The sequence below is a fragment of the Novosphingobium sp. 32-60-15 genome, assembly GCF_002280675.1.
GTDB lineage: Bacteria > Pseudomonadota > Alphaproteobacteria > Sphingomonadales > Sphingomonadaceae > Novosphingobium.
Genome location: NZ_NCEN01000008.1, coordinates 125,378 through 150,193, shown reverse-complemented (window position 1 = coordinate 150,193; position 24,816 = coordinate 125,378). Strand labels below are relative to the sequence as shown.

22 protein-coding genes are annotated in these 24,816 nt (G+C 58.0%); 7 read left to right on the top strand and 15 right to left on the bottom strand.

Annotated elements, in window-relative coordinates:
- Positions 1 to 4: 4 nt before the first annotated feature.
- Genes B7Y89_RS08370 through B7Y89_RS08350 form a run of 5 tightly spaced genes read right to left on the bottom strand, consistent with a single transcriptional unit; the run spans position 5 to position 4,014 of the window.
- The gene (locus tag B7Y89_RS08370) at positions 5 to 829 is read right to left on the bottom strand and encodes an urea amidolyase associated protein UAAP1 (protein WP_292937525.1); all 825 of its coding nucleotides are present in this window, start codon (positions 827 to 829) and stop codon (positions 5 to 7) included.
- A complete protein-coding gene (locus B7Y89_RS08365) occupies positions 826 to 1,302 on the bottom strand; it encodes a CopG family ribbon-helix-helix protein (protein ID WP_292937524.1) in 477 nt (158 codons plus the stop codon). Before B7Y89_RS08365 ends, B7Y89_RS08370 begins: the two co-directional genes overlap by 4 nt.
- 1 nt (position 1,303) lies before the next feature.
- Positions 1,304 to 2,077: an ABC transporter ATP-binding protein gene (locus B7Y89_RS08360; RefSeq protein ID WP_292937522.1), complete on the bottom strand. Its 774-nt coding sequence runs from the start codon at positions 2,075 to 2,077 to the stop codon at positions 1,304 to 1,306.
- Entirely contained in the window at positions 2,074 to 2,889 is an 816-nt protein-coding gene (locus tag B7Y89_RS08355) for an ABC transporter permease subunit (protein WP_292937520.1), read from the bottom strand. Before B7Y89_RS08355 ends, B7Y89_RS08360 begins: the two co-directional genes overlap by 4 nt.
- A 42-nt stretch (positions 2,890 to 2,931) precedes the next feature.
- A complete protein-coding gene (locus tag B7Y89_RS08350; RefSeq protein WP_292937519.1) occupies positions 2,932 to 4,014 on the bottom strand; it encodes a putative urea ABC transporter substrate-binding protein in 1,083 nt (360 codons plus the stop codon).
- A 479-nt stretch (positions 4,015 to 4,493) separates the two neighbouring features.
- Here B7Y89_RS08350 and B7Y89_RS08345 point away from each other — a divergent pair, with 479 nt between their 5' ends.
- From B7Y89_RS08345 to B7Y89_RS08325, 5 genes are all read left to right on the top strand, one after another.
- On the top strand, positions 4,494 to 4,706 hold the full coding sequence (locus B7Y89_RS08345; protein WP_292937517.1) for a hypothetical protein: 213 nt from the start codon (positions 4,494 to 4,496) through the stop codon (positions 4,704 to 4,706).
- 97 nt (positions 4,707 to 4,803) lie between these two features.
- Positions 4,804 to 7,203 (top strand): TonB-dependent receptor, encoded by a 2,400-nt coding sequence (locus B7Y89_RS08340; protein ID WP_292937515.1) that lies wholly within the window; start codon positions 4,804 to 4,806, stop codon positions 7,201 to 7,203.
- A 143-nt stretch (positions 7,204 to 7,346) separates the two neighbouring features.
- Complete coding sequence (locus B7Y89_RS08335; protein WP_292937557.1) at positions 7,347 to 8,216, top strand: MBL fold metallo-hydrolase; 870 nt, start codon at positions 7,347 to 7,349, stop codon at positions 8,214 to 8,216.
- Positions 8,217 to 8,368: 152 nt separating this feature from the next.
- Positions 8,369 to 9,379, top strand: a complete 1,011-nt coding sequence (locus B7Y89_RS08330; protein WP_292937513.1) for a sterol desaturase family protein — start codon at positions 8,369 to 8,371, stop codon at positions 9,377 to 9,379.
- A gap of 71 nt (positions 9,380 to 9,450) precedes the next feature.
- Positions 9,451 to 10,062 (top strand): hypothetical protein, encoded by a 612-nt coding sequence (locus B7Y89_RS08325; RefSeq protein ID WP_292937511.1) that lies wholly within the window; start codon positions 9,451 to 9,453, stop codon positions 10,060 to 10,062.
- A 19-nt stretch (positions 10,063 to 10,081) separates the two neighbouring features.
- Here B7Y89_RS08325 and B7Y89_RS08320 read toward each other — a convergent pair whose 3' ends face one another.
- Positions 10,082 to 10,519 carry a response regulator gene (locus B7Y89_RS08320; RefSeq protein WP_292937509.1) on the bottom strand — a complete coding sequence of 146 codons (438 nt, stop codon included), beginning with the start codon at positions 10,517 to 10,519 and terminating at the stop codon, positions 10,082 to 10,084.
- Between the two features lie 207 nt (positions 10,520 to 10,726).
- Between B7Y89_RS08320 and B7Y89_RS08315 the strand changes: the two genes are divergently transcribed.
- The gene (locus tag B7Y89_RS08315; RefSeq protein WP_292937507.1) at positions 10,727 to 15,124 is read left to right on the top strand and encodes a chemotaxis protein CheB; all 4,398 of its coding nucleotides are present in this window, start codon (positions 10,727 to 10,729) and stop codon (positions 15,122 to 15,124) included.
- Between the two features lie 92 nt (positions 15,125 to 15,216).
- On the opposite strand, the gene pnp is transcribed toward B7Y89_RS08315, so the two are convergent.
- The 6 genes from pnp to B7Y89_RS08285 form a co-directional block, all read right to left on the bottom strand.
- Entirely contained in the window at positions 15,217 to 17,535 is a 2,319-nt protein-coding gene (gene pnp, locus B7Y89_RS08310) for a polyribonucleotide nucleotidyltransferase (RefSeq protein WP_292937505.1), read from the bottom strand.
- A gap of 153 nt (positions 17,536 to 17,688) precedes the next feature.
- Positions 17,689 to 17,937 carry a hypothetical protein gene (locus B7Y89_RS08305; RefSeq protein WP_292937503.1) on the bottom strand — a complete coding sequence of 83 codons (249 nt, stop codon included), beginning with the start codon at positions 17,935 to 17,937 and terminating at the stop codon, positions 17,689 to 17,691.
- Positions 17,938 to 17,991: 54 nt separating this feature from the next.
- Positions 17,992 to 18,228 (bottom strand): 30S ribosomal protein S15, encoded by a 237-nt coding sequence (gene rpsO, locus B7Y89_RS08300; protein WP_292937555.1) that lies wholly within the window; start codon positions 18,226 to 18,228, stop codon positions 17,992 to 17,994.
- Entirely contained in the window at positions 18,165 to 19,115 is a 951-nt protein-coding gene (gene truB, locus B7Y89_RS08295; protein WP_292937554.1) for a tRNA pseudouridine(55) synthase TruB, read from the bottom strand. Before truB ends, rpsO begins: the two co-directional genes overlap by 64 nt.
- Positions 19,116 to 19,120: 5 nt before the next feature.
- Complete coding sequence (locus tag B7Y89_RS08290) at positions 19,121 to 19,828, bottom strand: site-2 protease family protein (RefSeq protein ID WP_292937501.1); 708 nt, start codon at positions 19,826 to 19,828, stop codon at positions 19,121 to 19,123.
- Positions 19,825 to 20,400, bottom strand: coding sequence for a thymidine kinase (locus tag B7Y89_RS08285; protein WP_292937499.1), 576 nt, complete (start codon positions 20,398 to 20,400; stop codon positions 19,825 to 19,827). The genes B7Y89_RS08290 and B7Y89_RS08285 overlap by 4 nt, the downstream gene beginning before the upstream one ends.
- Positions 20,401 to 20,473: 73 nt before the next feature.
- Between B7Y89_RS08285 and B7Y89_RS08280 the strand changes: the two genes are divergently transcribed.
- Positions 20,474 to 21,088 (top strand): YceI family protein, encoded by a 615-nt coding sequence (locus B7Y89_RS08280; protein WP_292937497.1) that lies wholly within the window; start codon positions 20,474 to 20,476, stop codon positions 21,086 to 21,088.
- Here B7Y89_RS08280 and rbfA read toward each other — a convergent pair.
- The 3 genes from rbfA to infB form a co-directional block, all read right to left on the bottom strand.
- Positions 21,085 to 21,477, bottom strand: a complete 393-nt coding sequence (rbfA, locus tag B7Y89_RS08275; RefSeq protein ID WP_292937495.1) for a 30S ribosome-binding factor RbfA — start codon at positions 21,475 to 21,477, stop codon at positions 21,085 to 21,087. The two genes, B7Y89_RS08280 and rbfA, sit on opposite strands and share 4 nt — an antisense overlap.
- Positions 21,478 to 21,479: 2 nt before the next feature.
- Positions 21,480 to 22,016, bottom strand: coding sequence for a DUF1697 domain-containing protein (locus B7Y89_RS08270; RefSeq protein WP_292937493.1), 537 nt, complete (start codon positions 22,014 to 22,016; stop codon positions 21,480 to 21,482).
- A 173-nt stretch (positions 22,017 to 22,189) separates the two neighbouring features.
- Positions 22,190 to 24,814: a translation initiation factor IF-2 gene (infB, locus tag B7Y89_RS08265; RefSeq protein ID WP_292937491.1), complete on the bottom strand. Its 2,625-nt coding sequence runs from the start codon at positions 24,812 to 24,814 to the stop codon at positions 22,190 to 22,192.
- Positions 24,815 to 24,816 lie beyond the last annotated feature (2 nt).

The following is a 24,816-nucleotide window of genomic DNA, read 5'->3' as shown; positions in this document are numbered from 1 at the left end:
CTTTTTAGCGGCGGAAATAGTCTTCGACGTTGAAAAAGGCGCGCTGGCCTTCGGGCGTCGCATTGCGGACGGGATCATCTTGCTCGGTGACCGGCCCGCGCCAAGCAGTTGCGCGCAAGGGTGTGACTGTCCATTGATCACGCGGATCGAGGACGTGCGGGCAATTGGCGATAACCACGATCACGTCCATTTCGGCGCGCAGCACAACGCTGCGTCCTGGGGCATAAGGGCCGATTTGCGTGACGATTGCGCCGTCTGCGGCAATGGTGGCGGCTTTGAACAGATTTATGCAGGGGTGAACATCGCGGCGTTGCAGCCCGTGTTTTGCTGCGCCCAGCAGGAAGCGGTCACGCCCGTTGGGATAAGGACCACTGTTGCTGCCATCGCCGTACTTTGCAGCATTTGTTGCAGCATTCGAGGTTCCGCAAAAGGCATCATGCGTGCCTGCGGTATCCTCGACAATGCTCATCATGACACGGCCCATATCGGACAGGAGCAGCTTGCCCTGACCGAGATAGGCGTTCCATTGCACCTTCACCGTGTCAGCCACGTTGAGCCGTTCGGTGGGCATTTCGGCGTTGAACACGAGGAGCGAGGCGCAAGCATCGCCTTTGACATCGATCAGGCGGAGGCGTGCGCCGCGCGAAAGGCGGCGGGTGGCGTAACCACCTGCGGCAATGGTTTCCTCCCACACCACATCAGCGGGCGAGACCCCTTCGGGCAGATCGGCGGCGACGGGCGGGAGGACCGGCATGGCTTCGACCACCGTGCCGGCCATGGAGCGGGCGTGATCGCGGGCGGCGTTTGGATCGGCGAGAGGTGCGCTCATGCGGCGGCTCCTTCGGATTGATCGCCTGCGTCCGGTTCATAAAGCGGCGGCAGCAGGGCGGTGGTGGTGACGAGCTGGAGCTGATGGACGCCGCGTACCCGGCGCAGCGCATCGCACAAGGCTTTCAGCCGGACAGCGGGGCCTTGCACCAGCAGGACTTCGAGCGACTGGTCATCTTCAAGAAAGACGTGCTGCGAGGAGATGACCTCTTTGAGGTATTCCGCCTGCGTCTGCGCGAGCTGATGGCGCACGCGGCCGCGATCACCGCGATAGACGATGGTGACGGTGCCCGCGAGCATCTCTTCGGGGCGGGTATAGGCTTCGTGTTCGGCGAGCGCGTGGCGGATCAGTTCGGCAATAAGCTGCGAGCGCGATGGCAGCCCGCGCTCTTCGACCATAACATCGAGCTGGCGGAACAATTCGCCCGGAAGGCTCATCGAAAGCCGGGCAAGGCTGGCGGGTTCTGTGCTCACGTCAGGCGCTTTCTTTGCTGGTTTCGGGTTCGGGTTCTGCATCTTTGCGCAAGGTAAGATCATAGACCGCCGTTGCGCCGAAGCGGTGCGGGGCGTGGGGATCGTGGCGGCGTTTATCGAGCGCGAGGACGCGGGTGCCGAGGCTGAATGCCTCGCGGATATCGTGGGTGACCATGATGATCGTCAGCGCATAATCGCGCCACAACTGCTTGATCAGCAGGTGCATATCGGCGCGTATGCCGGGATCGAGCGCGCCGAAGGGTTCATCGAGCAACAGGATACGCGGGCGCTTGATCAGGGCCTGTGCGATAGCGAGGCGCTGTTGCATGCCGCCGGAAAGCTGGGCGGGGTATTGGTGCAACGAGTCACCAAGGCCGACAGCTTTGAGCATCTGCGTCGCCTCTTCGGTAGCGGCGCGGCGGGCAGAGCCAAACAGGCGGGCGGTGAGCGGGGCTTGTTGGCATTCAAGGCCGAACACGGTGTTGTCCAGCGCGGACAAGTGCGGGAATACCGAATAGCGTTGGAATACCACGCCGCGATCCGGACCACATTCAGGCGCGAGTGGCACACCATCGAGCATGATGCTGCCGCGTGTGGGGCACTCCTGCCCGAGGATGATGCGCAGCAAGCTGCTTTTGCCAGCGCCCGATGGCCCGATGATCGAGACGAACGAGCCAGCTTCTATGTCGAGGTCGACCTTTTCGAGGACGATCTTCTCGCCATATTCGACCCAGACGTTTTGCAGGCTGAGGATGGGGGCGGGAATGGCGCTCAATGGTTTGCTCCATGTGCCCAGGGGAACGCGCGTTTGCTTAACCGGTTAAGGGCCACGTCCATGATGATGGCGAGCAGCGCGATCCATGCGACGTAAGGAATGATGACGTCCATCGAGAGATAGCGGCGGACGAGGAAGATGCGGTAGCCAAGCCCGATGTCCGACGCGATCGCCTCTGCCGAGATCAGGAACACCCATGCCGGGCCAAGCGAGAGACGGACCGTCTGGATCAGGCGCGGCATAGCTTGCGGCAGGGCGACGCGGATCATGATTTGCCATGAACTGGCGCCTAATGTTTGCGCCTTGATGATCTGTTCAGCCGGAAGCGCGGCGACGTGGGCGGCAATATCGCGCACCATGACCGGTGCGATGCCGATGACGATCAGCGCAACTTTTGCTGTCTCACCCAATCCCAAAGCGATGAACAGGATGGGCAGAAGGGCGATGGGCGGAATGACCGCAATTCCGGTAACCAGTGGGCCAAATGTGGCGCGCACCGGGGGCAACACGCCCAATACAAGACCCACAACCAGCGCCGTTAAAGTGGCGATGCCAAGGCCCAAGCCGAGCCGTTGCAGGCTGGCCATTGTATCAACCCAGAACACGAATTGTCCGCTGAGTTGGTCAGCCTGAAACATCAGCGCCAACATGCCTTGTGCCATGCTGGACGGCAGCGGCAGGATCTTGTCCATCGGATTGGCGGCGTGGCGCTGTGCCGCAAGGAACAAGTAGAGCAGCACCAGCAGCAGGATCGGTAGCGCCCCCAGAAGGATGCTATTGTTCCGGCGCACGTGACGGTTGACCCAACGCATGATCGTATTCGTACCTTAGCTAAGCCCGAAGGGTTTCGCGGATCACAGTTTGCCGTCGGCGGCGAGCTTCATGAAGCTATCGTCAAACCGTAGGGTGACGCGTGCGGGATCGCCGAGCGTTTTGGCGCCGGGGAATGCAATGCCCACCGCGTCAGCCGATGTTGCGCCTTTGAACAGGCCCTTCGAAAAGCTGAAGTCGCGCACCATGGTCATCTTGGTAATGAGTTCAGGTGCGGTTGTTGCAGCGACAGCGGCCTTGGGATCACTGTAGAGGAAGGTGGTCTTCAACTGGCTTTCGAACATTTCAGGCGTGGCGCCTGAAAGCTTGGCCATGGCAGCGCGTGCCTCCGCGCCCTTGGCGTCCTGCTGCTGCATAAGTGCAACGGTTTCATACCAGATGCCTGCGAGCGCCTTGCCGAGGTTGGGATTAGCTTTGAGCGTGGCGGTATCAACGACCATCAGATCGAGGATTTCGCCAGGAATATCGGCCGAGCTGAACACCTGGGTGACGCCTTCCCCGCCCTTCATCACAGAAAGCTGCGGGTTCCAGGCTACGGCGGCATTCACATCGGCTGCACCGAAGGCTGCGACGATATCGGCATCTGACGTGTTCACGGTGGGGACGTCTGTCGATTTCAGGCCGACCGATTCAAGCCCGCGCGCGAGCAGATAATGCGACACGGACAATTCAACCAGATAGGTTTGGCGGCCCTTGATATCAGCAAGCGAACTTGCGCCTTTCAACAAGATGCCATCGTTGCCGTTGGAGTAATCACCGACGATGATCGCGCTTGTATCTTTACCGCCAGCGGCGGGAATTGTGAGGGCGTCCATATTGGTGACAGTGACGCCATCAAATTTTCCCGCGGTGTACTGGTTGACCGATTCAACGTAGTCATTGACCTGCACAAGATTGATATTGATGCCGTACTTGTCGGACCACTTCTTAACGATGCCAGCCTGTTGCGCATAAGGCCACGGCATCCATCCGGCATAGATCGACCAGCCGATATTGAACTCGGTCTTCGGACCGGCCTGAGGACTTGGCGACTGTGAACAGCCTGCCAACATGAGTGCGCCAGCCATCAGCACTGCGGTGCCGAATTTGCCAACAAGCTTGATCATGATTCGATCCCCTTTCGCAATGCAGCATCACCCCACAGTTTCTCCTTGTCCATCAAAAATTATTACCACCGCAAAAAAAGGTAATACCGGCGACCGGCCAGACGACTGGACATGAAGGGGGTAGAGCTTTGGGCAAAACCAGTCTTTCTGCCGTGCAGCCTCGCAAGACAGCGCTGAAAACACTGGTTACACAGGGGTAAATCTTGGCGGAAGCTAGTGATCTGCGCAAATCAGCGTATTGACCTGAGGGTTTCCATTCCGTGCTTCGCCCTGCAGCAGACCTTCCGGCGTTCAAGCCGCCTGATCGCACGTCAGAACCGTAGTATTTCCGCCATTTTTGCAGTGCAGCATGAACTTCGGAGCGCAGTGAGCATGTGCAAAATTATTACGCTTGACGAGATATGTAATATCCATAGCGTAGGGACATCGCCATCACGGCGGACAATGAGGGTTGTTAGCAAATCGTAAAGTGAGGGTTCGTGGCTCAATATCTGGCCTGCACATCAATTTTTACAGATAAAGCGCTGCCGATGACGGGCAGCGTGTTTGCGGCAGCCAGCGTCTTATCCCCAGCCCGCTTTTACCCAATCCATACATATGGCGCAGAGTCAAAGCTGAGCCCGACGAAATTCCACCCCGGCAACGGCTTTGGACCTTCGCGTCTTGAACAATACAGGCCGAAAATCGGCTGACAAGGTGCCAATCCGGCCGAAAGGCCAAGGGTTAGAGCACCACTGGGAAGGATGTCACTTAACGACAGGCTCACCATTCAAGGGAGTCGGAGTGACTATGAAACTGTTTCGAAACACACTGCTGGGCGCAACCATGCTGATGGGTGTGGGCGCTGCTCCGGCTTTCGCGCAAGACGCCGCGCCGCAAGCGGTGGACGATGGCAGCGCCGGTGAGATTGTGGTGACGGCAACTCGCCGCGCCACTTCACTTCAAGACGTGCCGATCAATATAAGCGCGGTTGGTGCAGAACAGATCAATCGCCAGCGGTTGGACGACGTGCGCGACATCGGGGACTTCACACCGGGCCTGACCATTGCCGACACCGGGCCGGGATCTACCGGCAAGATCGTGTTGCGCGGCCTGAACGCCTCCGACACGAGCGCGAGCGGTGAGTCTTATGATAATGCCTTGGGCGTTTATCTTGGCGAAGTGCCGTTGTATTATGACTTCAAGCTGCTCGACATTGCGCGGGTAGAAGTGCTGCTTGGCCCGCAAGGCACGCTTTATGGTCTTGGCACTTTGGCCGGCGCGATCCGCAACATTCCCAATCGTCCGAATCTTGATACTGTCGAGATGGAACTGCACGGACGCTTTTACGGCAAAAGCCAGAGCGGCGATGTGGGTCTTCAGGCAGATGGTGTGATCTCCATCCCGATCATCAAGGATCACGTCGCCTTCCGCACCGCCACCGGCTATTACTATGATCCCGGCTTTATCGATTACACGCTGCTTGTGCAGGAACCGGGCGTTTCATTGCCGCAGCCAACCGGCCCTGTCAGCGTCACTCCAGATGCCTACGCGGCTAACCTGACCCGTCGCAATGATCTCAACTTCGAAAAGACGCTTTCCAGCCGCAACCAATTGTTGGTGCAGTTCAGCGAAGACCTGAAGGTGAACTTCACTTACGCCTACCAGGAAACCAAAACAGACGGCGGACAATACAACAGCAACGGTGTTCTTGGCACCGGTCGTTATGAAAGCGCAGCGCGTTTCATCGAACCGGTTTCACGCCGTGCGCATCTTGGCAGCATGGAAATCAACGCAAACATTGCCGATATTGTGGATGTGGTGGCGACAACTGCTTACACCAATGTGCGCAACAAGGCGCAAGGTGACAACACCGACCTGTTGCTCGATCTTGACTACGATTATGAATTGTTCCCCGCGTTTTCGAGCTATAACGAGAGCCAATCGACGCAAAAGCAGTTCAACCAGGAAATCCGCTTGGTTTCGCGCCACGGTGGACCGCTGAACTGGGTATTGGGCGGGTTTTACAACGAGTTGAAGAGCCAGCGCGATTACCGCGAAATTCTGCCGAACCATCCGTTTGTGGACATCACGACGAACCCTGACCAAGTCGAATACGCATCGTTCAACCGGTCGAAGGTGATCGAAAAGGCAGTGTTTGGCGAAGGGACGTTCAGAATCGTTCCCGAATGGCAGGTGACCGCAGGTGCCCGTTACTACAACTACGACATAGACGTAGCTGGTCGGGCAGTAACTCCACTGCTGGGCGATCCCATCAGCCCCTATGATCTCCCGGCGGCGGGGGCACCCGACCAAAACTCCGGGTGGGTTTGGAAGTTCAATACATCGTATAACTTCACGCCGGATATCATGCTCTATGCAACCTACAGCAAGGGCTATCGCATTGGCGGTCCGAACACCGTGGCACCGTGTGTATTGCCGCTGAAACCACCACCGTTCCAGAACGTGTGCGCCCTGCCGAACGAATTGTCGTTTGGGCCGGACACGACCAAGAACCTTGAAGTTGGTGTCCGGGCGCAACTGTTTGACCGCAAACTTACGCTGAACCTCAACGCTTACACCATTGATTGGGAAGGGATTCAGGTCTCTTCTGCAACAATCAACGGAATTGTCGGGATCACCGTGAATGGCGGCAAGGCCAAGTCGGAGGGCGTGGAAGCTTCATTCCAGATGCGCCCTGTTGACGGGCTTTCGATCCAAGGCACCTATTCCTACAATAACGCGCGGTTGACCCAGGACGTGCCCGGCATCATCGCGGTGAACAGTCCTGCCGGTGTTTACCCCAGCAGTCCGATCCAATTGAGTGCGCTGAAGGGTGACCGGTTGCCCGGATCTACCCGGAACAGCGGCAGTCTGGGGGTAACGTACACCACGCCGGTTGGTGACGGAAACCTCGTTGCGGACTGGACCGGCACCTATCGCGGCGATGTTGTCACGCGCCTTGGTTGGGACCGGGCGTTTGGCGACAAGTTGCCGGGCTTTGTCTTGCACCGTGCATCATTCGCCTATGAGACTGACAAATATTCTGTCTCGTTGTTTGCCAACAACATCTTCAACAAGTTCGCCGTGGCGTCTGTCTCGAATGACCGCTCACGCGTCGGCCTGAATGATGGTGTGTTGCTGCGCTACTATCGCCGCAATGTCATCAACCCGCGCACCGTCGGTATTGAAGCGCGGATCAAATACTAAGCTTACGGGGGGAGAGAGGCGCTATTCTGCAAAGGGTAGCGCCTCGAACCGTTTAGAGCGCTTTTCAGGGGTAAAACGGCATGGCATTTCTACCTCGCTTGTCTTGGCCGCATCGCGCTGCGGGGTGGAGTTTGGCGCTTTTGATGGCGAGCAGCGCGGCGGGTGGTGCAGCCATTGCTGCAACTCCGAAGCTGTTTGCGGAACGGTGGATTGACGGGACGAACGGCGTTGAACCCGCTACGCAGGTACAGGCCCTCGATGCTGACATGTTCGTGATCCGGCAATCGGTGAAAACCAATTTTGAAGCGCCGTTTGTTTACCTGATCTTTGGCCGTAAAAAGGCCTTGTTGATCGATACAGGGGCGCAAGACGGGCAAATCCGGCAGGCGGTTGACCGGTTGATCAGCGATTGGCTGGCCCGCAACAATCGCCCGGATATTCCGCTGGTGGTGGCCCATAGCCACAGCCATGGCGATCATATCGCAGGCGACAGCGCATTTCGTGAGCGCGCCAATACGACAGTGGTTGGATTGAAGCCTGCGGATGTTGCGGCCATTTTTGGCATAGCCAAGTGGCCTGAGCAGATCGGCCAATTTGACCTTGGCGGGCGCATGCTGCGCATCCTGCCAACGCCGGGACATCAATCGGCGGCAATCATGGTTTATGATCCGAAGCTGAAGATCTTGCTTTCAGGCGACACTCTCTATCCCGGCCGGCTTTATGTGCCGGTCAATTTTGTGGCGGACAACCGTGCCAGTGTGAACCGTCTGGCTGCGTTTGCGGCAAAACACCCGATCCGCGCGGTTTTGGGCGCGCACATCGAATTGACCCGCACACCGGGGCGCGATTACGCCCATGAAGCGGCAACCCATCCTGATGAGCATCCGCTTGAACTTCCAGCAGAAACGATTGGGGAGTTAAAGGCTGGGATGACTGCAAAGCTCGACACGCCGGATCAAGGCCAAGTCCATGATCATTTCATCATTGTCCCGGTGGCGGCGCGTCCGGAGTGACGACATAGATCCAATCTATGGGATCTATACCATAATGCTGTCTGGCGTGATGGGGCAGTTTTGATAACCGTTTAGTCCAAGTTTTATCATCGTAAGCCCTTAAGCAGATGGGGAAATCCCATGCAAAGGGTAAGCATCGCGAGAGCAAGCGTATGGACGGAGTTCGTGTAGGCAACCGGTTGATAGGCACGCAAGCGCCGGTCACCATTGGTTGGGAAAACATCCCCCGCGTTGAAGGCGGGCCGATCAAACAGTTCGTATTCACGTACTTTCAGCCCGCAGCATTGTTTGCGATGGTCGCTTTCTGGTATTATGCGCCCAATTCGCTTGCCAAAGCATCGACGGCTATCTGGATCGGGATTGCCTTCAAGGCACTGCTGCTGGCGCTGGAGTGGGTCAACCCGCGCTTTGAAAGCTGGCGGTTGACGTGGAAGGAGGCAATGACCGACCTGTTTTATGTCGGGCTTGGTTATACCTTCCTTGATCAGATCGAGAATTTCATTGGCAGCGGCGCGGTCATCGAAGCGGTCCGGAACAGCTATGATTGGGACAAGCTGTCCTGGTTCACCGGGCTGCCGCTGCTGGTTCAGGCTTTCATCATCTCATTCATGTTCGACTTCGGGCAGTACTGGATGCATCGCGGGATGCACAACTGGTATCCGCTGTGGCTGCCGCATTCGGTGCACCATTACATCACCCAGTTGAACATCAACAAAGGCGCGGTCGGCAATCCGATCGAACTGTTTCTGATCGGCCTTGGCATTGGCGGGTTCTTCGATTTCCTGCCGCGCGCCGCGCTTCTGGCCGGGGCGCTGGGACTGACAATCGGGATCTATCAACACATCAACGTGCGCTTCAACACCCCGCGGTGGTGGCGGTTTTTGTTCAACACGACCGAACATCACAGTCTGCACCATTCGCAAGACTTTGAAGCCACGCGCAGCAATTATGCCGGAAGCTACATCTTTATCGATCGCATCTTCGGCACGTGCATAGACGGCGAGGCCGAGCTTCTGGGCATGGAAGGCGGGCGCCGGATGACTGTTCGTGAACAGATGCTCTTTCCCTTCACCGAAGGCTGGAAATCGCTCAAGGCCAAGTATGGCAAAGGAAGCGCCGCCGACAATGAATTCGACCGGCCCGATGCGGTGCCCGCAGAATGACCGGGCAGGCCACTCCTCGCAATTTCGCAGACTTTGGACAACTTGAGCCAGCACCATCCGATGGACACCGTGTGAACCTTCGCCTCATCGACTGGATCTGGAATGTCAGAGGCAGCGTACCACTTGAACCCGGCCAATCGAGCGATGAGGCCTTCAACAAGTTGGACCCGCTATTCCGCGAATACGGCACAACGCATGAGCGGTTCAGTGATACGCTGACTTTCAGCAAAAAGGATCAACCGGCCCAAGACAAAATGTCGGTTTTTGATTCAGGCGTGCTGAAGATCGAACGAGGCGTGGGCGGAGCGGTTCTGCATTACCGCTTGGCCAGCCGGGCGTTGCTATTCTGTTTTTGTTTGCCTGTGTTGTTCTTGCTTTTTGCGCAGGCGACCATTGCTATTGGCGAATATCGCAAGCCTGCGCTGGAAGCGGCGGAAAAGGCGAAGAAGCCCGAGAAGAAAGAACCGGTCGTGCGCGCATTGCACCCGATTGATACATTCCTTGGCGCTCCAGCTCCGGAAAAGCCCAAGAAAGAAGGTGCGGGCAAGCGTGAAGATACCAAGCATTCGCCAACATCGGCCTACGTCTTTGCTGCGCTGTTTACTGCCATGTATGTGATTGGCCGCATCCTTGAAGCATGGCTGGTGAAGTCATTGTTCCGGAAAAAACTGCGGGGCGAGTAGGGCAAGAAACTGGAAATACTCACCTGCGCTGAAAGCATGTGGGGAATGGGCAGGACGGAATGCACCGTGCAAGTTCAAGCGCATGTGGAACCAAGGGGCCGCAGCACAGCCGGACAGCGGCAATGCCACATGCCAATTCGTGCAGGTTAAACGGCTTGGTCACGACCACCGCATCCGGGTCTGTTGCAAAAACTTCACTTGGATAATCAGCCAGAAAGAAGTGTGGCATCGGGCCTTGTTCAAGGATGCGGTGCATCGCGTTGACGCCGCTACCATTGGCCAGAATGCTGTCCACGATCATCATGTCCGGTTTGCACCGTGCGGAAGCCGCTACGGCCTCAGTCTCGGTAGAGATCAACGCGCAGACATGGTGGCCCAACTCTGTCAGCAATTCAGCCAAGTCCATGCCAATCAGGGCGTTCTCTTCGGCAATGACGATTTTAAGCCCGTCCATCATCCGCGGCCCCTTTGCCCCCTGAACTGCCACAGCTGCAATTGCAATTTTACGCCGTCTCACACAAAACGGCGCGCCCGCATAATCGCACATATTTGCTGGATTGGTGAGGCTCGGAAACTACTCATGCCGACCGAACGCGCTATGGATTTGGCAGTTTCTTCAAATAATTGTGCCTGAACCTGGACAGAGGATGCTATCTGCTGAACCATGGCAGAGACAGACGATACGTCCGCAGGCGCAAAGCCCCTGCCCCCTTCCCGGGACGGGGAACTGACGGCATCAGTTTCAGCCACGCCGTTGATGGCGCGCGGCCCGCCCGAGGCAATGCCGATTGTCGTGATCGGAGCTTCTGCTGGAGGCCTGGAGGCCACGTCCAAACTCCTGGACAGTTTGCCTGATGCAACCGGCATGGCGTTTATCATCATCCAGCACCTTGATCCCACCCACAAAAGCATGATGGTGGCGCTGCTGACAAAACACAGCGCAATGAAGATCCTCGAAGCGTTGGATGGAAGTCAGCTCTCTCCCAATCATATTTACGTCATCCCGCCGGGACGCTATCTTTCGGTGCGCGCAGGGACATTGCATTTGTCCCCCAAGCAAACGCAGCAAGGCGCACGTCTGCCATTTGACCATTTGCTCCAATCCCTTGCCAAGGAGTATGGTCCCAGAACAACCGCGATTGTCCTTTCGGGAACCGGCGCTGATGGCAGCGGTGCAATTGGCGCGTTGAAGGCGGCAGGTGGATATATCATCGCGCAACTGCCCGAAGAGGCTGAATACGATGGCATGTCGCGCAGTGCCATTGCCACAGGTCTTGTCGATGAGGTGCTGCCCCTGGCCGATATTCCGGCAGCATTATTCAAACAGCTAATCCGGCCAGTCAAAAAGTCCAACCGGACCAGCGTGGAACAAGAGCAACACGCCAGCGGGCTGGAAGCGATCATCGCCTTGCTAAAAGAAAAGACCTCTCATGATTTCACGCAGTACAAGCCTGGCACGATGGAGCGCCGCATAGAACGGCGCATGGGACTGCTGGCGATGGAGCGTCGCAATCTGTCAGCCTATCTTGAACTTTTGAACAGCGATCCGGATGAGCGCGAGTTACTCGCCAAGGACTTACTGATCAATGTGACCAGCTTTTTCCGCGATCCGGGCGTCTATGATGCCTTGCTCAATTCTGCGATCCCCGAATTGATTGAGCGTTTGGCCGAACACCAGCCGTTGCGGGTTTGGGTTGCGGGATGCAGCACGGGCGAAGAGGCCTATTCCATCGCGATCACGTGCCGCGAGACGATCAAGGCATCGGGCCGCGACATCAAGTTGCAGGTATTTGCATCCGATGTTGATGCCGATGCCATCGCAAAGGCGCGCGAAGGCCTTTATCCGCTCGAAATTGCAGGCGCCATTTCCGCTGAACGTCTGGCCCGGAACTTTATCAAGGATGACGCTGGTTACCGCGTTTCAACCAGTTTGCGCGGAGATGTGGTATTTACGGTGCAGGACCTTCTAACCGATCCGCCATTTTCAAAGATCGATCTGATTTCTTGCCGCAATTTGCTGATCTATCTGAACACCGAGGCGCAAGCGCAGGTCATATCATTGTTCCACTTCGCTTTGCGTGAAAACGGTTTGCTGGTGCTGGGTTCATCGGAAACCATCGGCGGTGGGGAAGACCGGTTTGAACCGATTGCCAAGTATGAACGCATTTACCGGCACATCGCCCGAAGCAGGAGCGCAGAACCGAGAAGCCCGTTGCGCTTTGGCGAGACGTTGCCAGCCATTGGGCTTGGCGACCGGATAGCACCGTTAAGCCGGCAAACGACTTTGGCGGACATTTGCCGTACAGCCGTGCTTGCCACGCATGCCCCTGCAGCGATCCTGATCAACCATAACCGCCAGTGTGTATATTCGATGGGACCGGTGGAGCGCTATTTGCGCATTCCGCCCGGCTATACCACGCTTGACGTATTGGCGATGGCAACCCCTGCACTGCGCACAAGGCTGCGTTTGGCAATTGATGAGGTTGGCCCGAATAAGTCACGCGTTGACGGCGGCAAAACCCGCATGACGTATAACGGCAAGACGGTTTGGTTCAGGACCGATGTTCAGGCGCTAAAAGGCGATCATGAAGAACTTATGCTCGTGTGCTTTACAGAAGTGCATGCAGAGCCAAGAGCCAAAGCATTTGCCGCAAGCCGCAACAATGCACCCCGCGTTGCGGAACTTGAGCTTGAACTTGAAGCGACCCGCGCCGAACTGCAGGCAGCAATCCTGCATCAGGAAATGTCGAGCCAAGAGCAAAAGGCCATCAATGAGGAGGCTTTGTCAGTCAACGAGGAGTTCCAGTCTACCAACGAAGAATTGCTGACTTCAAAGGAGGAACTGCAATCGCTGAATGAGGAACTGACCGCCCTGAACAGCCAATTGCAAGAGACGCTGGAGCGCCAGCGGTTGACGTCTGACGATCTTCAAAACGTATTGTACAGCACGAATGTGGGCACGCTGTTCCTCGACATGGAACTGAAGATCCGGTTTTACACGCCAGCCATCAGATCCCTGTTCAGCATCATCGCGGGCGATATTGGCCGACCGCTGGCTGACTTGCAGCCGATTGCTACCGATCATAATTTGCTGGCAGATGCGCGGCAGGTGTTGATCGACAAGGTCCTGATCGAGCGAGAGATTGATGCCCCCGATGAAACGTTCTTTCTGCGCCGGATATTCCCATACCGCACCCACAATGCCCGAGTTGAGGGCGTGGTCATCACCTTTGCCGACATAACGGAACGCAAGATCGCCGCCAAAGCGCTGGAAACGGCCAAGCTGGAAGCCGAGCGTGCCAATGTGGCCAAATCGCGCTTCCTTTCCGCAGCCAGCCATGACTTGCGCCAACCGCTGCAATCTATGACCTTGCTGCAAGATTTGCTGGCGCGGACGGTTCAAGGCGAAAAGCCCAAGCGACTGGTGGCGCGCCTGGAACAAACGGTGGGCGCGATGTCTGGCATGCTGAACGCACTGTTGGACATCAACCAGATTGAAGCCGGTATTACTGAAGCCCGGCCCATACGGTTTCCGGTGGCTGGCGTGCTTGATAGCTTGCGCGATGAATTTACCTCCTTGGCGCAATCGCGCGGGCTTACCCTGCGTATTTTGAGTTCAGACGCGTTTATAACCAGTGATCCGGCGTTGCTTTCGCAAATGATCCGCAACCTACTGGGCAACGCGGTAAAATATACGCGGCAGGGCAAAATTCTGCTCGGGTGCCGCCGCCGGGGCAACACATTACGCATTGAAGTGTGGGACACAGGCATCGGTATTGCCGCTGACCAATTGCACGCGATTTTCGATGAATTTCATCAGGTCGACAATGCTGCGCGCGAACGCAGTTTGGGATTGGGCCTTGGCCTGTCGATCGTACAGCGTCTGGGCCAACTTCTGGGACATGACGTGGACGTGCGGTCGAAACCCGACAAGGGGTCGGTCTTTACCGTTACGATTGCCGATGCCATTTCACCCATTGCTATAGTCGAGCCTACGACCGTCAAAATCGACACTGACGAAGTGATCAACCACCATAGTTGCAGGATTGTGGTTGTTGACGATGATCCCGATGTGCTTGAATTGCTTGAACAGTTGCTCACGGATGAAGGGCATTCGGTCAAGTGCGCGACAAGCGCAGCCGAAGCGCTGAAAATCATTACGGGCGGAGCGATGCTGCCAGAGATTCTGCTCACCGATTACAGTTTGCCCGGCGGGACATCCGGGCTTGAACTGATGCACCAACTGCGCAGCCGTCTAGCAGCGCCACTGCCAGCAATCATCCTGAGCGGCGATGTTTCGAGCGAAACATTGGCAAAAGTTGCAGCCCAGGGCTGCATGCAGCTGAGCAAACCGGTTAAACCACGCGAACTTCTGTCCGCGATTGAGCGGCTTTGTGTCGGCTCCTGTCCGATTGCTCCAATTGCCGCGCAGACCACCGACAAAAGCGTAGGCGCCGTTGCTTACGTCATTGATGAGGACCCGGATGTTCGCGCGACAATCCGCGAAGTGCTTGAAAGCGATGGCCAGATGGTAAAGACCTTTAGCAGCGCAGAGGCGTTTTTGGCCGCATACGCTCCGGGCGGCGAAGGTTGCCTGCTGGTCGATGTAAACTTGTCGGGGATGACAGGCATTGCACTGCTCCAAAAGCTGCGCGCACAAGGTGATAATCTGCCGGTCATCATGATCGCGGGGAGCGCGGGCACGAAGGACGCTGTGCAAGCCCTGCGCAATGGCGCGTGCGATTTCATCGAAAAGCCGGTGGGGCGCGCCGAACTGATCGGCAGTATCGCGCGCGCGGTCGACCAATCACACGAGATCCGGATTGTTGAGGCCACGCGGGATGCCGCCGCAGCACTTGTGGCTCAACTGACCAATCGGCAGCGTCAAATAATGGAGATGGTGCTGCGGGGGCAGCCGAGCAAAAATATTGCGGCAGACTTGGGGATTAGCCAGCGCACCGTGGAAAACCATCGCGCTGCAATCATGGCCAAGATGGCAGCAAAATCCTTGCCTGAATTGGCGCGCATAGCGCAAGCGGCCGCCGTTGAGCGGAAGGCCTGACGCCGTCTGGCTTTTGATCTGACGAGCCGTACGCAATGAAAAAGGGCCCGGTTCTTGCCGAACCGGGCCCTTTTTCGTTTCAGGCCTTAGCCTCAGTCGTCAGACTTGAGGAAAGCAGGCATGTGATCGGGAGCCGGACCATCTTCACGGTCACGACGTGGGCGATCACCGCCACCGCGTGGACCGCGATCACCGCCGCCACCTTCACGACGGGGGCCACGATCATTGCCGCGGGGCCCGCGACGGTCACCGCCACCGCGATCAGGACGATCGCCGCGAGGTTCGCGTGGTTCACGAGCCGGACGGGTATCTTCCAGTTCAGCACCGGTTTCCTGATCGACAACGCGCATGGAAAGGCGAACCTTGCCGCGCGGATCGATTTCAAGAACCTTGACCTTTACAGCCTGGCCTTCCTTGACAACATCCTGTGGCTTTTCAACGCGCTCGTTCTTCATTTCAGACACGTGGACGAGACCGTCCTTGCCGCCCATGAAGTTTACGAAAGCGCCGAAATCAACGATGTTGACGACCTTGCCATCATAGACTTTGCCGACTTCGGCTTCTTCGACGATGCCCAGGATCCAGGCCTTGGCAGCTTCGATCTGCGACGTGTCGGAAGACGAAATCTTGATCAGGCCTTCATCATCGATGTCGACCTTGGCCCCGGTGGTGGCGACGATCTCGCGGATCACCTTGCCGCCGGTTCCAATGATGTCACGGATCTTCGACTTGTCGATCTGGATCGATTCAATGCGCGGTGCATGTGCCGAAAGTTCGGTACGTGCTTCGCCCAGTGCCTTGGTCATCTCGGCAAGGATGTGCGCGCGGCCTTCCTTGGCCTGCTCCAGAGCCTTTGCCATGATCTCGCGCGTGATGCCCGCGATCTTGATGTCCATCTGCATCGTGGTGATGCCGTTGGCCGAACCTGCAACCTTGAAGTCCATATCGCCAAGGTGATCTTCATCACCAAGGATGTCTGACAGAACGGCGAACTTGTCGCCTTCAAGGATGAGGCCCATGGCGATGCCCGAAACCGGACGATCGATGGGAACGCCTGCGTCCATCATCGACAGACAGCCACCGCACACGGTTGCCATTGACGATGAACCGTTTGATTCGGTGATGTCTGACAACACGCGGATCGTGTAAGGGAACTCGTCCTTGGTAGGCAGCACAGGGTGCAGCGCACGCCATGCCAGCTTGCCGTGGCCGACTTCACGACGGCCCGGAGCGCCGAAGCGACCGACTTCACCGACCGAGTAGGGCGGGAAGTTGTAGTGCAGCATGAAGCGCTGATACGACAGGCCATCAAGACCGTCGATCATCTGTTCAGCGTCTTTGGTTCCCAGCGTGGTGGTGCAGATTGCCTGCGTTTCACCACGTGTGAACAGCGACGAACCGTGCGTGCGTGGCAGGAAGCCGACGATGGCTTCGATCGGGCGGACCTGTGTGGTGGTCCGGCCATCGATGCGGGTTCCGTCCTTGAGGATGGCGCCGCGAACGATGTCCGCTTCGACCTTCTTCATGGTCTTCAAAGCAACCATTTGCGTTTGCGGGGTTTCGTCCGCGAACGCAGCCTTCGCCTTTGCACGCGCGTCGTTAAGCGCGTTCGACCGGGCCGATTTGTCAGTCAGCTTGTAAGCGGCAGCAACGTCCTTGCCGACAACGTCCTTGAGCTTTTTCTTGATGTCGGCAGTGTTGTCCGACAGATCAACGTCCCAAGGCTCCTTGGCAGCCTTTTCAGCCAGTTGGATGATCGCGCCGATAACCTTGCGGATTTCATCGTGCGCGAACATCACGCCGCCGAGCATTTCTTCCTCGGTCAGTTCCTTGGCTTCGGATTCCACCATCATCACGGCCGAATCTGTGGCAGCAACGACGAGGTCGAGGCGACCTTCAGCGACTTGGCTGAGTGACGGGTTAAGCTGGTATTCGCCTTCCTTGAAGCCGACGCGCGCAGCGGCGATCGGGCCCATGAACGGAACGCCCGAGATTGTCAGCGCAGCCGAGGCAGCGATCATCGCAACTACATCTGGCTCAGTTTCGCCGTCATAGCTGAGAACCTGGCAGATCACGTTGATTTCGTTGTAGAAACCTTCGGGGAACAGCGGACGAAGCGGACGGTCGATCAGGCGGGAAACCAGCGTTTCCTTTTCTGTCGCGCCGCGCTCACGCTTGAAGAAGCCGCCGGGGATACGGCCAGCAGCCGAGAACTTTTCCTGATAGTGGACGGTCAGCGGGAAGAAATCCTGGCCTTCCTTGACAGACTTTGCAGCGGTAACCGCGCAAAGCACAACAGTTTCGCCATAAGTGGCGAGGACTGCGCCGTTTGCCTGGCGGGCAACACGGCCGGTTTCCAGAGTGAGGGTTTTGCCGCCCCATTCCAGCGATACGGTTTTGACGTCGAACATTTAGCTTCCTTCAGCCCACGGCCCTATTGCGCGCGGGTTTTTGCTGCCGGGGTTTCCCGTCCCGGTCCGGTGTGGGGCTTTTGCCCCGGACTGGCCGACTTCGCCGAATTGCGAAGTGGGCGGGTTGAGTCATCAGAACGAATGGCCTGAGCCTTATATATCGAAATGATCGGTACTCATTCTTGGCGGTTCGGTATTCTGAACCACCTCTCGGACATCACTACGAATGCTGTCTAAGCCACTTTCTAGGGAGCCTATTTGCGCGGACAACACATCAATCGACTGAACAAGCCGGTCGGTGTCAATTGAGGCGCGGACGGAGGCTTTCTCGATTGCCTCTTTTACACCCCAAGCCGCTAGAAACGGTGCGCAAAAGATCAAGTAGCCGATCCAGTCGCTCACCACCAAGCCCCCCCATAACGCAAAAGCGGCCCACTAGGGGCCGCTCCGCGTGTGTTACTTACGAAGACCAAGCTTCTGGATGAGAGCGTTATACCGCGCCACATCCTTTTTCTTGAGATAGTCGAGCAGCGAACGACGCTTGTTGACCATCATCAGCAGGCCGCGACGCGAGTGGTTGTCCTTATGGTTGGACTTGAAATGCTCGGTCAGGGTCTGGATGCGGCTGGTCAGGATTGCGACCTGTACTTCCGGCGAACCGGTGTCGTTTTCGGCGCGAGCGTGGCTTGCAATGACTTCTTGCCAGTCAGGCTACCGCCTGAAAGCTCAACCAAGGCGACCGGCACAGTGCCTGTCCGCCCCCAGTAAAGCCCGTCATTAAAGGGCAGTCCCGCAAGAACGCGGCCCTGACGGACCGCCCTTGCCTGTTCGGGACCGAGGTTGAGAGCCGGGATGTCGACCAGCCCTGCCTCTAACGGCAAGAGTACGTGTTCAAGGGCCGCGCCTTGGCCGAGTGCGTTGAGTTTGTCCAGCGAAATCGCTTGGGCCAGATCAAACGGCCCTGCCCGCAAACGGCGGAGCATGGTGACGTGGCCCACCGTGCCGAGAGTGCGGGCAATATCGCGCGCCAGACTGCGGATATAGGTGCCTTTGGAGACATGCGCGGTGAGCGTGGCGGATTGCAGCGCGCCTGCCACACCATCGGTCGCATCGAGGGTAAGCGTGTGGATCGTGACGGCGCGCGATTTGATTTCGAACTCCTGCCCTGCCCGCGCGAGATCATAAGCACGCTCGCCATCGATCATCAGCGCCGAGTAAGCTGGCGGCACTTGTTCGATGGGACCGGTAAAGTTGGCAAGAGCAGCTTCAAGATCGGCAAGCGTGGGCCGGACATCGCTTTGCGCGATGACTTTGCCTTCAAGATCGAGCGTGTCAGTCTCAACCCCCAAACCGATGGTGAAACTGTAGATCTTGCTGGCATCCAGCATTCGCCCGCAGAGCTTTGTCGCCTCGCCAATGCCGATGGGCAGGACGCCCGTTGCCAGCGGATCAAGCGTGCCACCGTGCCCGACTTTGACTTTGCCAAAGCCCGCCTGCCGCAAGTTGCGCTTTACCGCTGCCACGCCTTGGGTGGAGCCAAGCCCCAGCGGCTTGTCGAGAATGATCCAGCCATTGACCATGGGTGTTACATCAATTCCGGACCGGCAACCGCCGCAGCCAATTGCGCCAGATGCGCCGCCATCCATTGGACCGGCGGCCCGACAAGCCGTTCAACCAGCCGCAATTCTGGCATTAGATAAGGCAGGATTACGAGGATCGCGAAGACAACCAGCAGGCCGTACCGTTCAATTTTGCCATAAGCGTGCGCAAGCGGGGCCGGCAGGATGCCCATCACGATACGTGAGCCGTCAAACGGCGGGATCGGCAGCAGGTTAAAGGTGCCGAGGAACAGGTTTACGAGGAGGAAGTTGCGCAAATTATCAGCAAGGAACAACACGGGCAGCCCCGGCTCGACCGAACCGTCCGTGGCCCTCACCAGCAGACCAAGCCCGATAGCAGCAACCGCAGCGAGAATAAAGTTAATCCCCGGTCCCGCTGCTGCCACCGCGACCATGCCCCAGCGCGGATTGCGCAAGCGGCGGAAATCCACCGGTACCGGCTTGGCCCAGCCAAACACCGGAGCGCCCGTCAGCTTCAATAGACCCGGCAGAATGATCGTGCCAAACGGATCGACATGGCGCAGCGGGTTAAGGCTCAGGCGGTTCGCCTCTGCTGCGGTGGGATCACCCAAGGCACGCGCCATCCAGCCATGCGCCACTTCGTGAAAGACAATCGCAAGGATCATCGGGATCGCGACCGTGGCGATTGACCAGATTATACCGTCGGGGTTCATCGCATTGCCTCACTAAAATGTTTGCGGCACAGCGCGACATAGCGGTCATTGCCGCCGATTTCGGTTTGCGCACCTGCTCGCACGGCTGCACCGCTTTCATCGACGCGCAAGTTCATTGTCGCTTTTCGTCCGCAGTGGCAGACGGCTTTAAGTTCAACGAGCGAATCCGCAATTCCAAGCAAGGCTGCCGCGCCTTCAAACAATTCCCCCTGGAAATCGGTTCGCAGACCATAGCACAGAACCGGAATACCGGCCTCGTCAGCGATGCGCGCCAGTTGCCAGACTTGCAGTTTTGACAGGAATTGCGCTTCATCAACCAGTACGCACGATAGCGGCTGCGCGGCATGGGCGGCGCGGATGGACGCCCACAGATCGGTCGCGCTATCAAACCGGTGCGCCTGGGCGTGCAGGCCGATACGTCTTTCAATCGCCCGCTCTCCGCCGCGCTGGTCGATTGATGCTGTCCACAGCATCGTCGCCATGCCGCGCTCGCGGTAATTGAATTCCGCCTGGAGCAGGTTGGTTGATTTGCCTGCGTTCATGCTGGCGTAGTAAAAGTAGAGCTTGGCCATTACCCGAAGTGCCATAATGCCATGGCCACGGAACGCCATAGGCTAAGGGCGTTTATTCGACATGGAGTAGCGCATGCACCGACCAATGACGGGACGAGTGGCGTCATTGGTGGCGCTAACGCTTGGTTTGATCCCTAACCTGTCTGCATCGGCGCAGGCACCGCCTCCCTCCACCGAGGGGCAATTGCAATTCACCCTCGATCCTGTGTTGAGCAAAGTCCACGCGCGCGTTGGTTTCCTCGGCCTTGCCAGCAAGACAGCCCGGTTTCCCAAAGTGAGCGGCAGGATCGTGCTAAGCCCCAAGCGGCTCGATACCATCCAGTTAAACGTCGATCTTGACGCGACGGCTTTGGCGGCAAGCGATGCCATCACATTGGCACGGCTGAAAGGCCCTGATTTCTTCGACGTGAAACGCCATCCTAAGGTGCGCTTTGTCGGGCGAACTATGGCGATGACAGGCCCTGTTACGGCACAGATCAGTGGTGATTTGACCGCAAAAGGCATCACCCGTCCGGTTGTTCTCGCAGTCAGTTTTCGCAAACCACCTGCGTCGGCGACCGGCGGAGAACCGATCCAACTGACCGCGCAGACAAAGATCGACCGCACGGAGTTCGGGATGAAAGCCTATCGCTTCATCGTGGCAAAGACAGTGACGATAACAATAAACGCGCAGATGGTACCGCGTTAGATCTCGCCGAGATCGCGCTTCACTTTTGGATCTGCCAGGATCGATTCAATCCGGCTGGCCGTGTCGAAGCTCTCGTCGGGCAGGAATTTGACCTTGGGCGCAAACTTCAGCCGCAGCCGCTGGGCGACCTCACGCTGAAAGAATGCCGTGTTCGTGCGCAAGGCCTTCAGCACGATATCCTCGTCCTCGCCCAACAGCGCTTTGACGAAGACCGAGGCATGCTGAAGATCGGGCGACATGCGTACTTCGGTGACTGAAACGGTATGCGCGCTTAGCACTTCGTCATGCACGACCTGACGCATCAGCAGTTCCGACAAGATGTGGCGCACTTGTTCGCCCACTTTAAGCAGGCGGACGGAACGGGTTTCAGGGGTGGTCTGTTTGGCCAAGTCTAACTCATTTTCGCTAGGATACGGGCGATGGATCGCACATTGCGCGCGGTGCCGCGAGTGCCGAGACGGCGTTCGATGAAAGCACCGGTCAGTTTGCTTTCGCCAACGCCATTGGCAAAGTCGATATAGATGCTGCGGTTGCCGATGGCCATTTTTTCCATGCCGCGCATCGCCTGATCGGCAGCCAGCTTGTCGAACGCCGCTTGATCTGGCTGGGTGCCAAGGAACATGGTGTGGACCAGATTGTCCGCGCCGATGCCGGTGAACGGATTGCCTTCGATGGCTTCGGCCATAGCCTCACGGTTGCGGACGGCGACGAAGCTGTCGAAATCGAAGCGGTCCAGCATGACGTGGGCGAACATGTCTTCGAGGCCGTCAAGCGGGCGATCATCGTATTCGAACAGCAGGTTGCCGCTGGCCACCACGGTTTCAAGGCCGGTCAGCCCTTCGCGCTCAAACGCGTGGCGCAAGTCCGCCATCGTCAGACGATTGCCGCCGACATTGATGGAACCGAACAGGGCAACGTAGCGGGTCAAGCTCAAACTCCATCCGACTGGCATGCCGGGAAGGATGCCTCTTGTCTCCCCTCCCGCCTGCGGGAGGGGCCGGGGGAGGGTTTGTTGGGTAAAGCCGGTTTAGCAGGCCCTCCCCTAACCCCTCCCGCAAGCGGGAGGGGGATTTGCTGTGTTCCGGCTTCGCGGAACGCGTTTTACAAAGTCCGGTCGCGCATTTCGACTTCGAAGACTTCGAGCTGGTCGCCAGCCTTGATGTCGTTCGTGTCGGTCAGCAATACGCCACATTCCAGACCGCCGCGCACTTCGGCAACGTCGTCCTTGAAGCGACGCAGCGACGAAATAGTGGTGCGGCTGACGATGACGTCGTTGCGCGTGAGACGGGCATGAAGGCCCTTGCGGATGACGCCTTCGACGACGAGCAAACCTGCTGCCTTGTCCTTCTTGCCCGCTGGGAACACTTCCTTGACCTCGGCACGGCCAACGACCGTTTCGATGGCTTCTGGCCCCAGTTCACCGGCCATTTCCGAACGGATATCGTCGGTGAGCTGATAGATCACGTCAAAGTACTTCATGCGTACCTTGTTGCGTTCAATCAGTTCGCGCGCCTTGGCGTTTGGACGGACGTTGAAGCCGACAATCGGCGCGCCGCTGGCTTGCGCCAGATTGACGTCGCTTTCGGTGATCGCGCCAACGCCCGATTGCAGGATGCGCACCTTGATCTCGTCAGTCGAAATCTTGTTGAGCGCATTGACAATGGCTTCGACCGAACCCTGCACGTCACCGCGCACGACCAGCGGATATTCGATAACCGCATTCTTGGTGGCAAGCGCCGAGAACATGTTTTCGAGGTTGACCGGTGCCTGAACAGTACGCTTGGCGGTGGCGCGTTCCTGACGGTACGCCGCCACTTCACGGGCACGCGCTTCGCTTTCCACCACGGTCAACGTATCGCCAGCCATTGGCACACCGCCAAGGCCGAGCACTTCGACCGGCAACGATGGACCGGCTTCCTTTACCTGACGCCCCTTGTCATCCAGCATCGCGCGGACGCGGCCAGACTGGGTGCCGACGACGAGGATGTCGCCAACTTTGAGGGTACCACGGTTGATCAGGACGGTAGCCAATGGCCCCTTGCCCTTATCAAGCTTGGCTTCGATCACAGTGGCTTCTGCTGCACGATCAGGGTTTGCGCCCAGTTCAAGCAGTTCTGCCTGAAGCAGGATCTTCTCGATCAGTTCATCAAGCCCTGCGCCGGTTTTGGCGGAAAGTTCAACGTCCTGAACGTCACCCGACATGGCTTCCACCAGGATTTCATGTTCAAGCAAGCGTTCGCGGATTTTCTGCGGGTTGAATTCCGGCTTGTCCGATTTGGTGATCGCCACGATCATCGGCACGCCAGCAGCCTTGGTGTGATTGATCGCTTCAATCGTCTGCGGCATCAGGCCATCATCGCCCGCCACCACAAGGATGACGATGTCAGTGACATTGGCACCGCGCATACGCATTTCGGTGAAGGCTTCGTGGCCCGGCGTATCAAGGAAAGTGATGCGATCACCGCCCTTGGTCTTGATCTGGTAAGCGCCGATGTGCTGCGTAATGCCGCCCGCTTCGCCACGAACCACATCTGTACCGCGCAGAGCATCAAGCAGCGACGTCTTGCCGTGATCGACGTGGCCCATGATCGCCACGACCGGAGGACGCGCTTCCAGCGTCTCATCGGCGTCAACGTCAAACGTGGTGTCAATATCGGCGTCGCTATCGCTAACGCGTTCAATGTTGTGGCCAAATTCGGTGACCAGCAGTTCGGCAGTGTCCTGGTCGATGGTCTGGTTGATGGTGACCATCATGCCCATCTTGAACAGCGCCTTGATCAGGTCTGCAGCCTTTTCAGCCATGCGGTTGGCCAGTTCCTGAACCGTGATTGCATCAGGCACGATGACATCGCGCACTTGCTTCTCACGCGGTTGTGACTGGCCTGCAAAGTGTGCGCGCTTTTCCTTTTCGCGGGCACGCTTCAACGCAGCAAGACTGCGGGCGCGCGCGCCTTCATCATCGTTCAGCGCGCGGGTAACCGTGAGCTTGCCACCGCGACGGTCTTCGACCTTGCGATCACGCGGAGCGCCTGCCGGCTTCTTCGCTGCAGGTTCAGGACGCTTGGCCGGCGCGGTCGAAGCGACGGGGGTAAAGCGGCGTGGCGCAGGAATGGCAGCCGGTTCGTCAGCCTTGACGGCTTCTTCAGCAGGCTTGGGCGCAGGCTCGGCAGCCTTGGCGACTTCCGGTTCTGCCACGGGCGTTGCGGCAGGTGCGGGAGCGGCGACAGGAACTTCGGCTGCAACAACTTCCACTGCCGGTTCTGGCGTTGGCGCAGGTGCAGGCTCAGGCTTTGCGACCACAGCTTCAGCAGGCCGCGCGGCCTCTTCGGCGCGGCGACGCTCGTCTTCTATGGCACGAAGGCGCGCTTCTTGTTCGCGGCGGTTGTTTGCCTCAGCCGCAGCGAGGCGCGCTTCTTCGGCTTCACGCAGCAAACGCGTCTGCATCTCCTGCCGAGTTTCACGGCTGGCTGCGGGCGGCGGAGGGGGTGGCGGCGGGGGTGGAGGCGGCGCAGCAACAGGCGCAGCAGGCGCGGGCGCAGCGACAACAGGCGCGGCAACAGGAGCGGCTTCGCCCGGGCGGCCCACCAGCTTGCGCCGCTTCACTTCGACCACCACTTTGTTGGTGCGGCCGTGGCTAAAGGTCTGCTTGACCTCGCCAGCCTCTACCGCGGTCTTCAGGCCCAGTGGCCTGCGGCCCAAAGTAGGCTTTTTGTCGCTATCGCTCATTT

Excerpts from the sequence above, each read along its gene's own strand:
- infB (WP_292937491.1), bottom strand. The coding sequence starts at position 24,814 with ATGAGCGATAGCGACAAAAAGCCTACTTTGGGCCGCAGGCCACTGGGC.
- B7Y89_RS08330 (WP_292937513.1), top strand. The coding sequence starts at position 8,369 with ATGGACGGAGTTCGTGTAGGCAACCGGTTGATAGGCACGCAAGCGCCG.
- B7Y89_RS08350 (WP_292937519.1), bottom strand. The coding sequence starts at position 4,014 with ATGATCAAGCTTGTTGGCAAATTCGGCACCGCAGTGCTGATGGCTGGC.
- B7Y89_RS08335 (WP_292937557.1), top strand. The coding sequence starts at position 7,347 with ATGGCGAGCAGCGCGGCGGGTGGTGCAGCCATTGCTGCAACTCCGAAG.
- B7Y89_RS08320 (WP_292937509.1), bottom strand. The coding sequence starts at position 10,519 with ATGATGGACGGGCTTAAAATCGTCATTGCCGAAGAGAACGCCCTGATT.
- B7Y89_RS08315 (WP_292937507.1), top strand. The coding sequence starts at position 10,727 with ATGGCAGAGACAGACGATACGTCCGCAGGCGCAAAGCCCCTGCCCCCT.
- B7Y89_RS08280 (WP_292937497.1), top strand. The coding sequence starts at position 20,474 with ATGCACCGACCAATGACGGGACGAGTGGCGTCATTGGTGGCGCTAACG.
- B7Y89_RS08340 (WP_292937515.1), top strand. The coding sequence starts at position 4,804 with ATGAAACTGTTTCGAAACACACTGCTGGGCGCAACCATGCTGATGGGT.
- truB (WP_292937554.1), bottom strand. The coding sequence starts at position 19,115 with ATGGTCAATGGCTGGATCATTCTCGACAAGCCGCTGGGGCTTGGCTCC.
- B7Y89_RS08355 (WP_292937520.1), bottom strand. The coding sequence starts at position 2,889 with ATGCGTTGGGTCAACCGTCACGTGCGCCGGAACAATAGCATCCTTCTG.
- B7Y89_RS08290 (WP_292937501.1), bottom strand. The coding sequence starts at position 19,828 with ATGAACCCCGACGGTATAATCTGGTCAATCGCCACGGTCGCGATCCCG.
- B7Y89_RS08370 (WP_292937525.1), bottom strand. The coding sequence starts at position 829 with ATGAGCGCACCTCTCGCCGATCCAAACGCCGCCCGCGATCACGCCCGC.
- B7Y89_RS08285 (WP_292937499.1), bottom strand. The coding sequence starts at position 20,400 with ATGGCCAAGCTCTACTTTTACTACGCCAGCATGAACGCAGGCAAATCA.
- pnp (WP_292937505.1), bottom strand. The coding sequence starts at position 17,535 with ATGTTCGACGTCAAAACCGTATCGCTGGAATGGGGCGGCAAAACCCTC.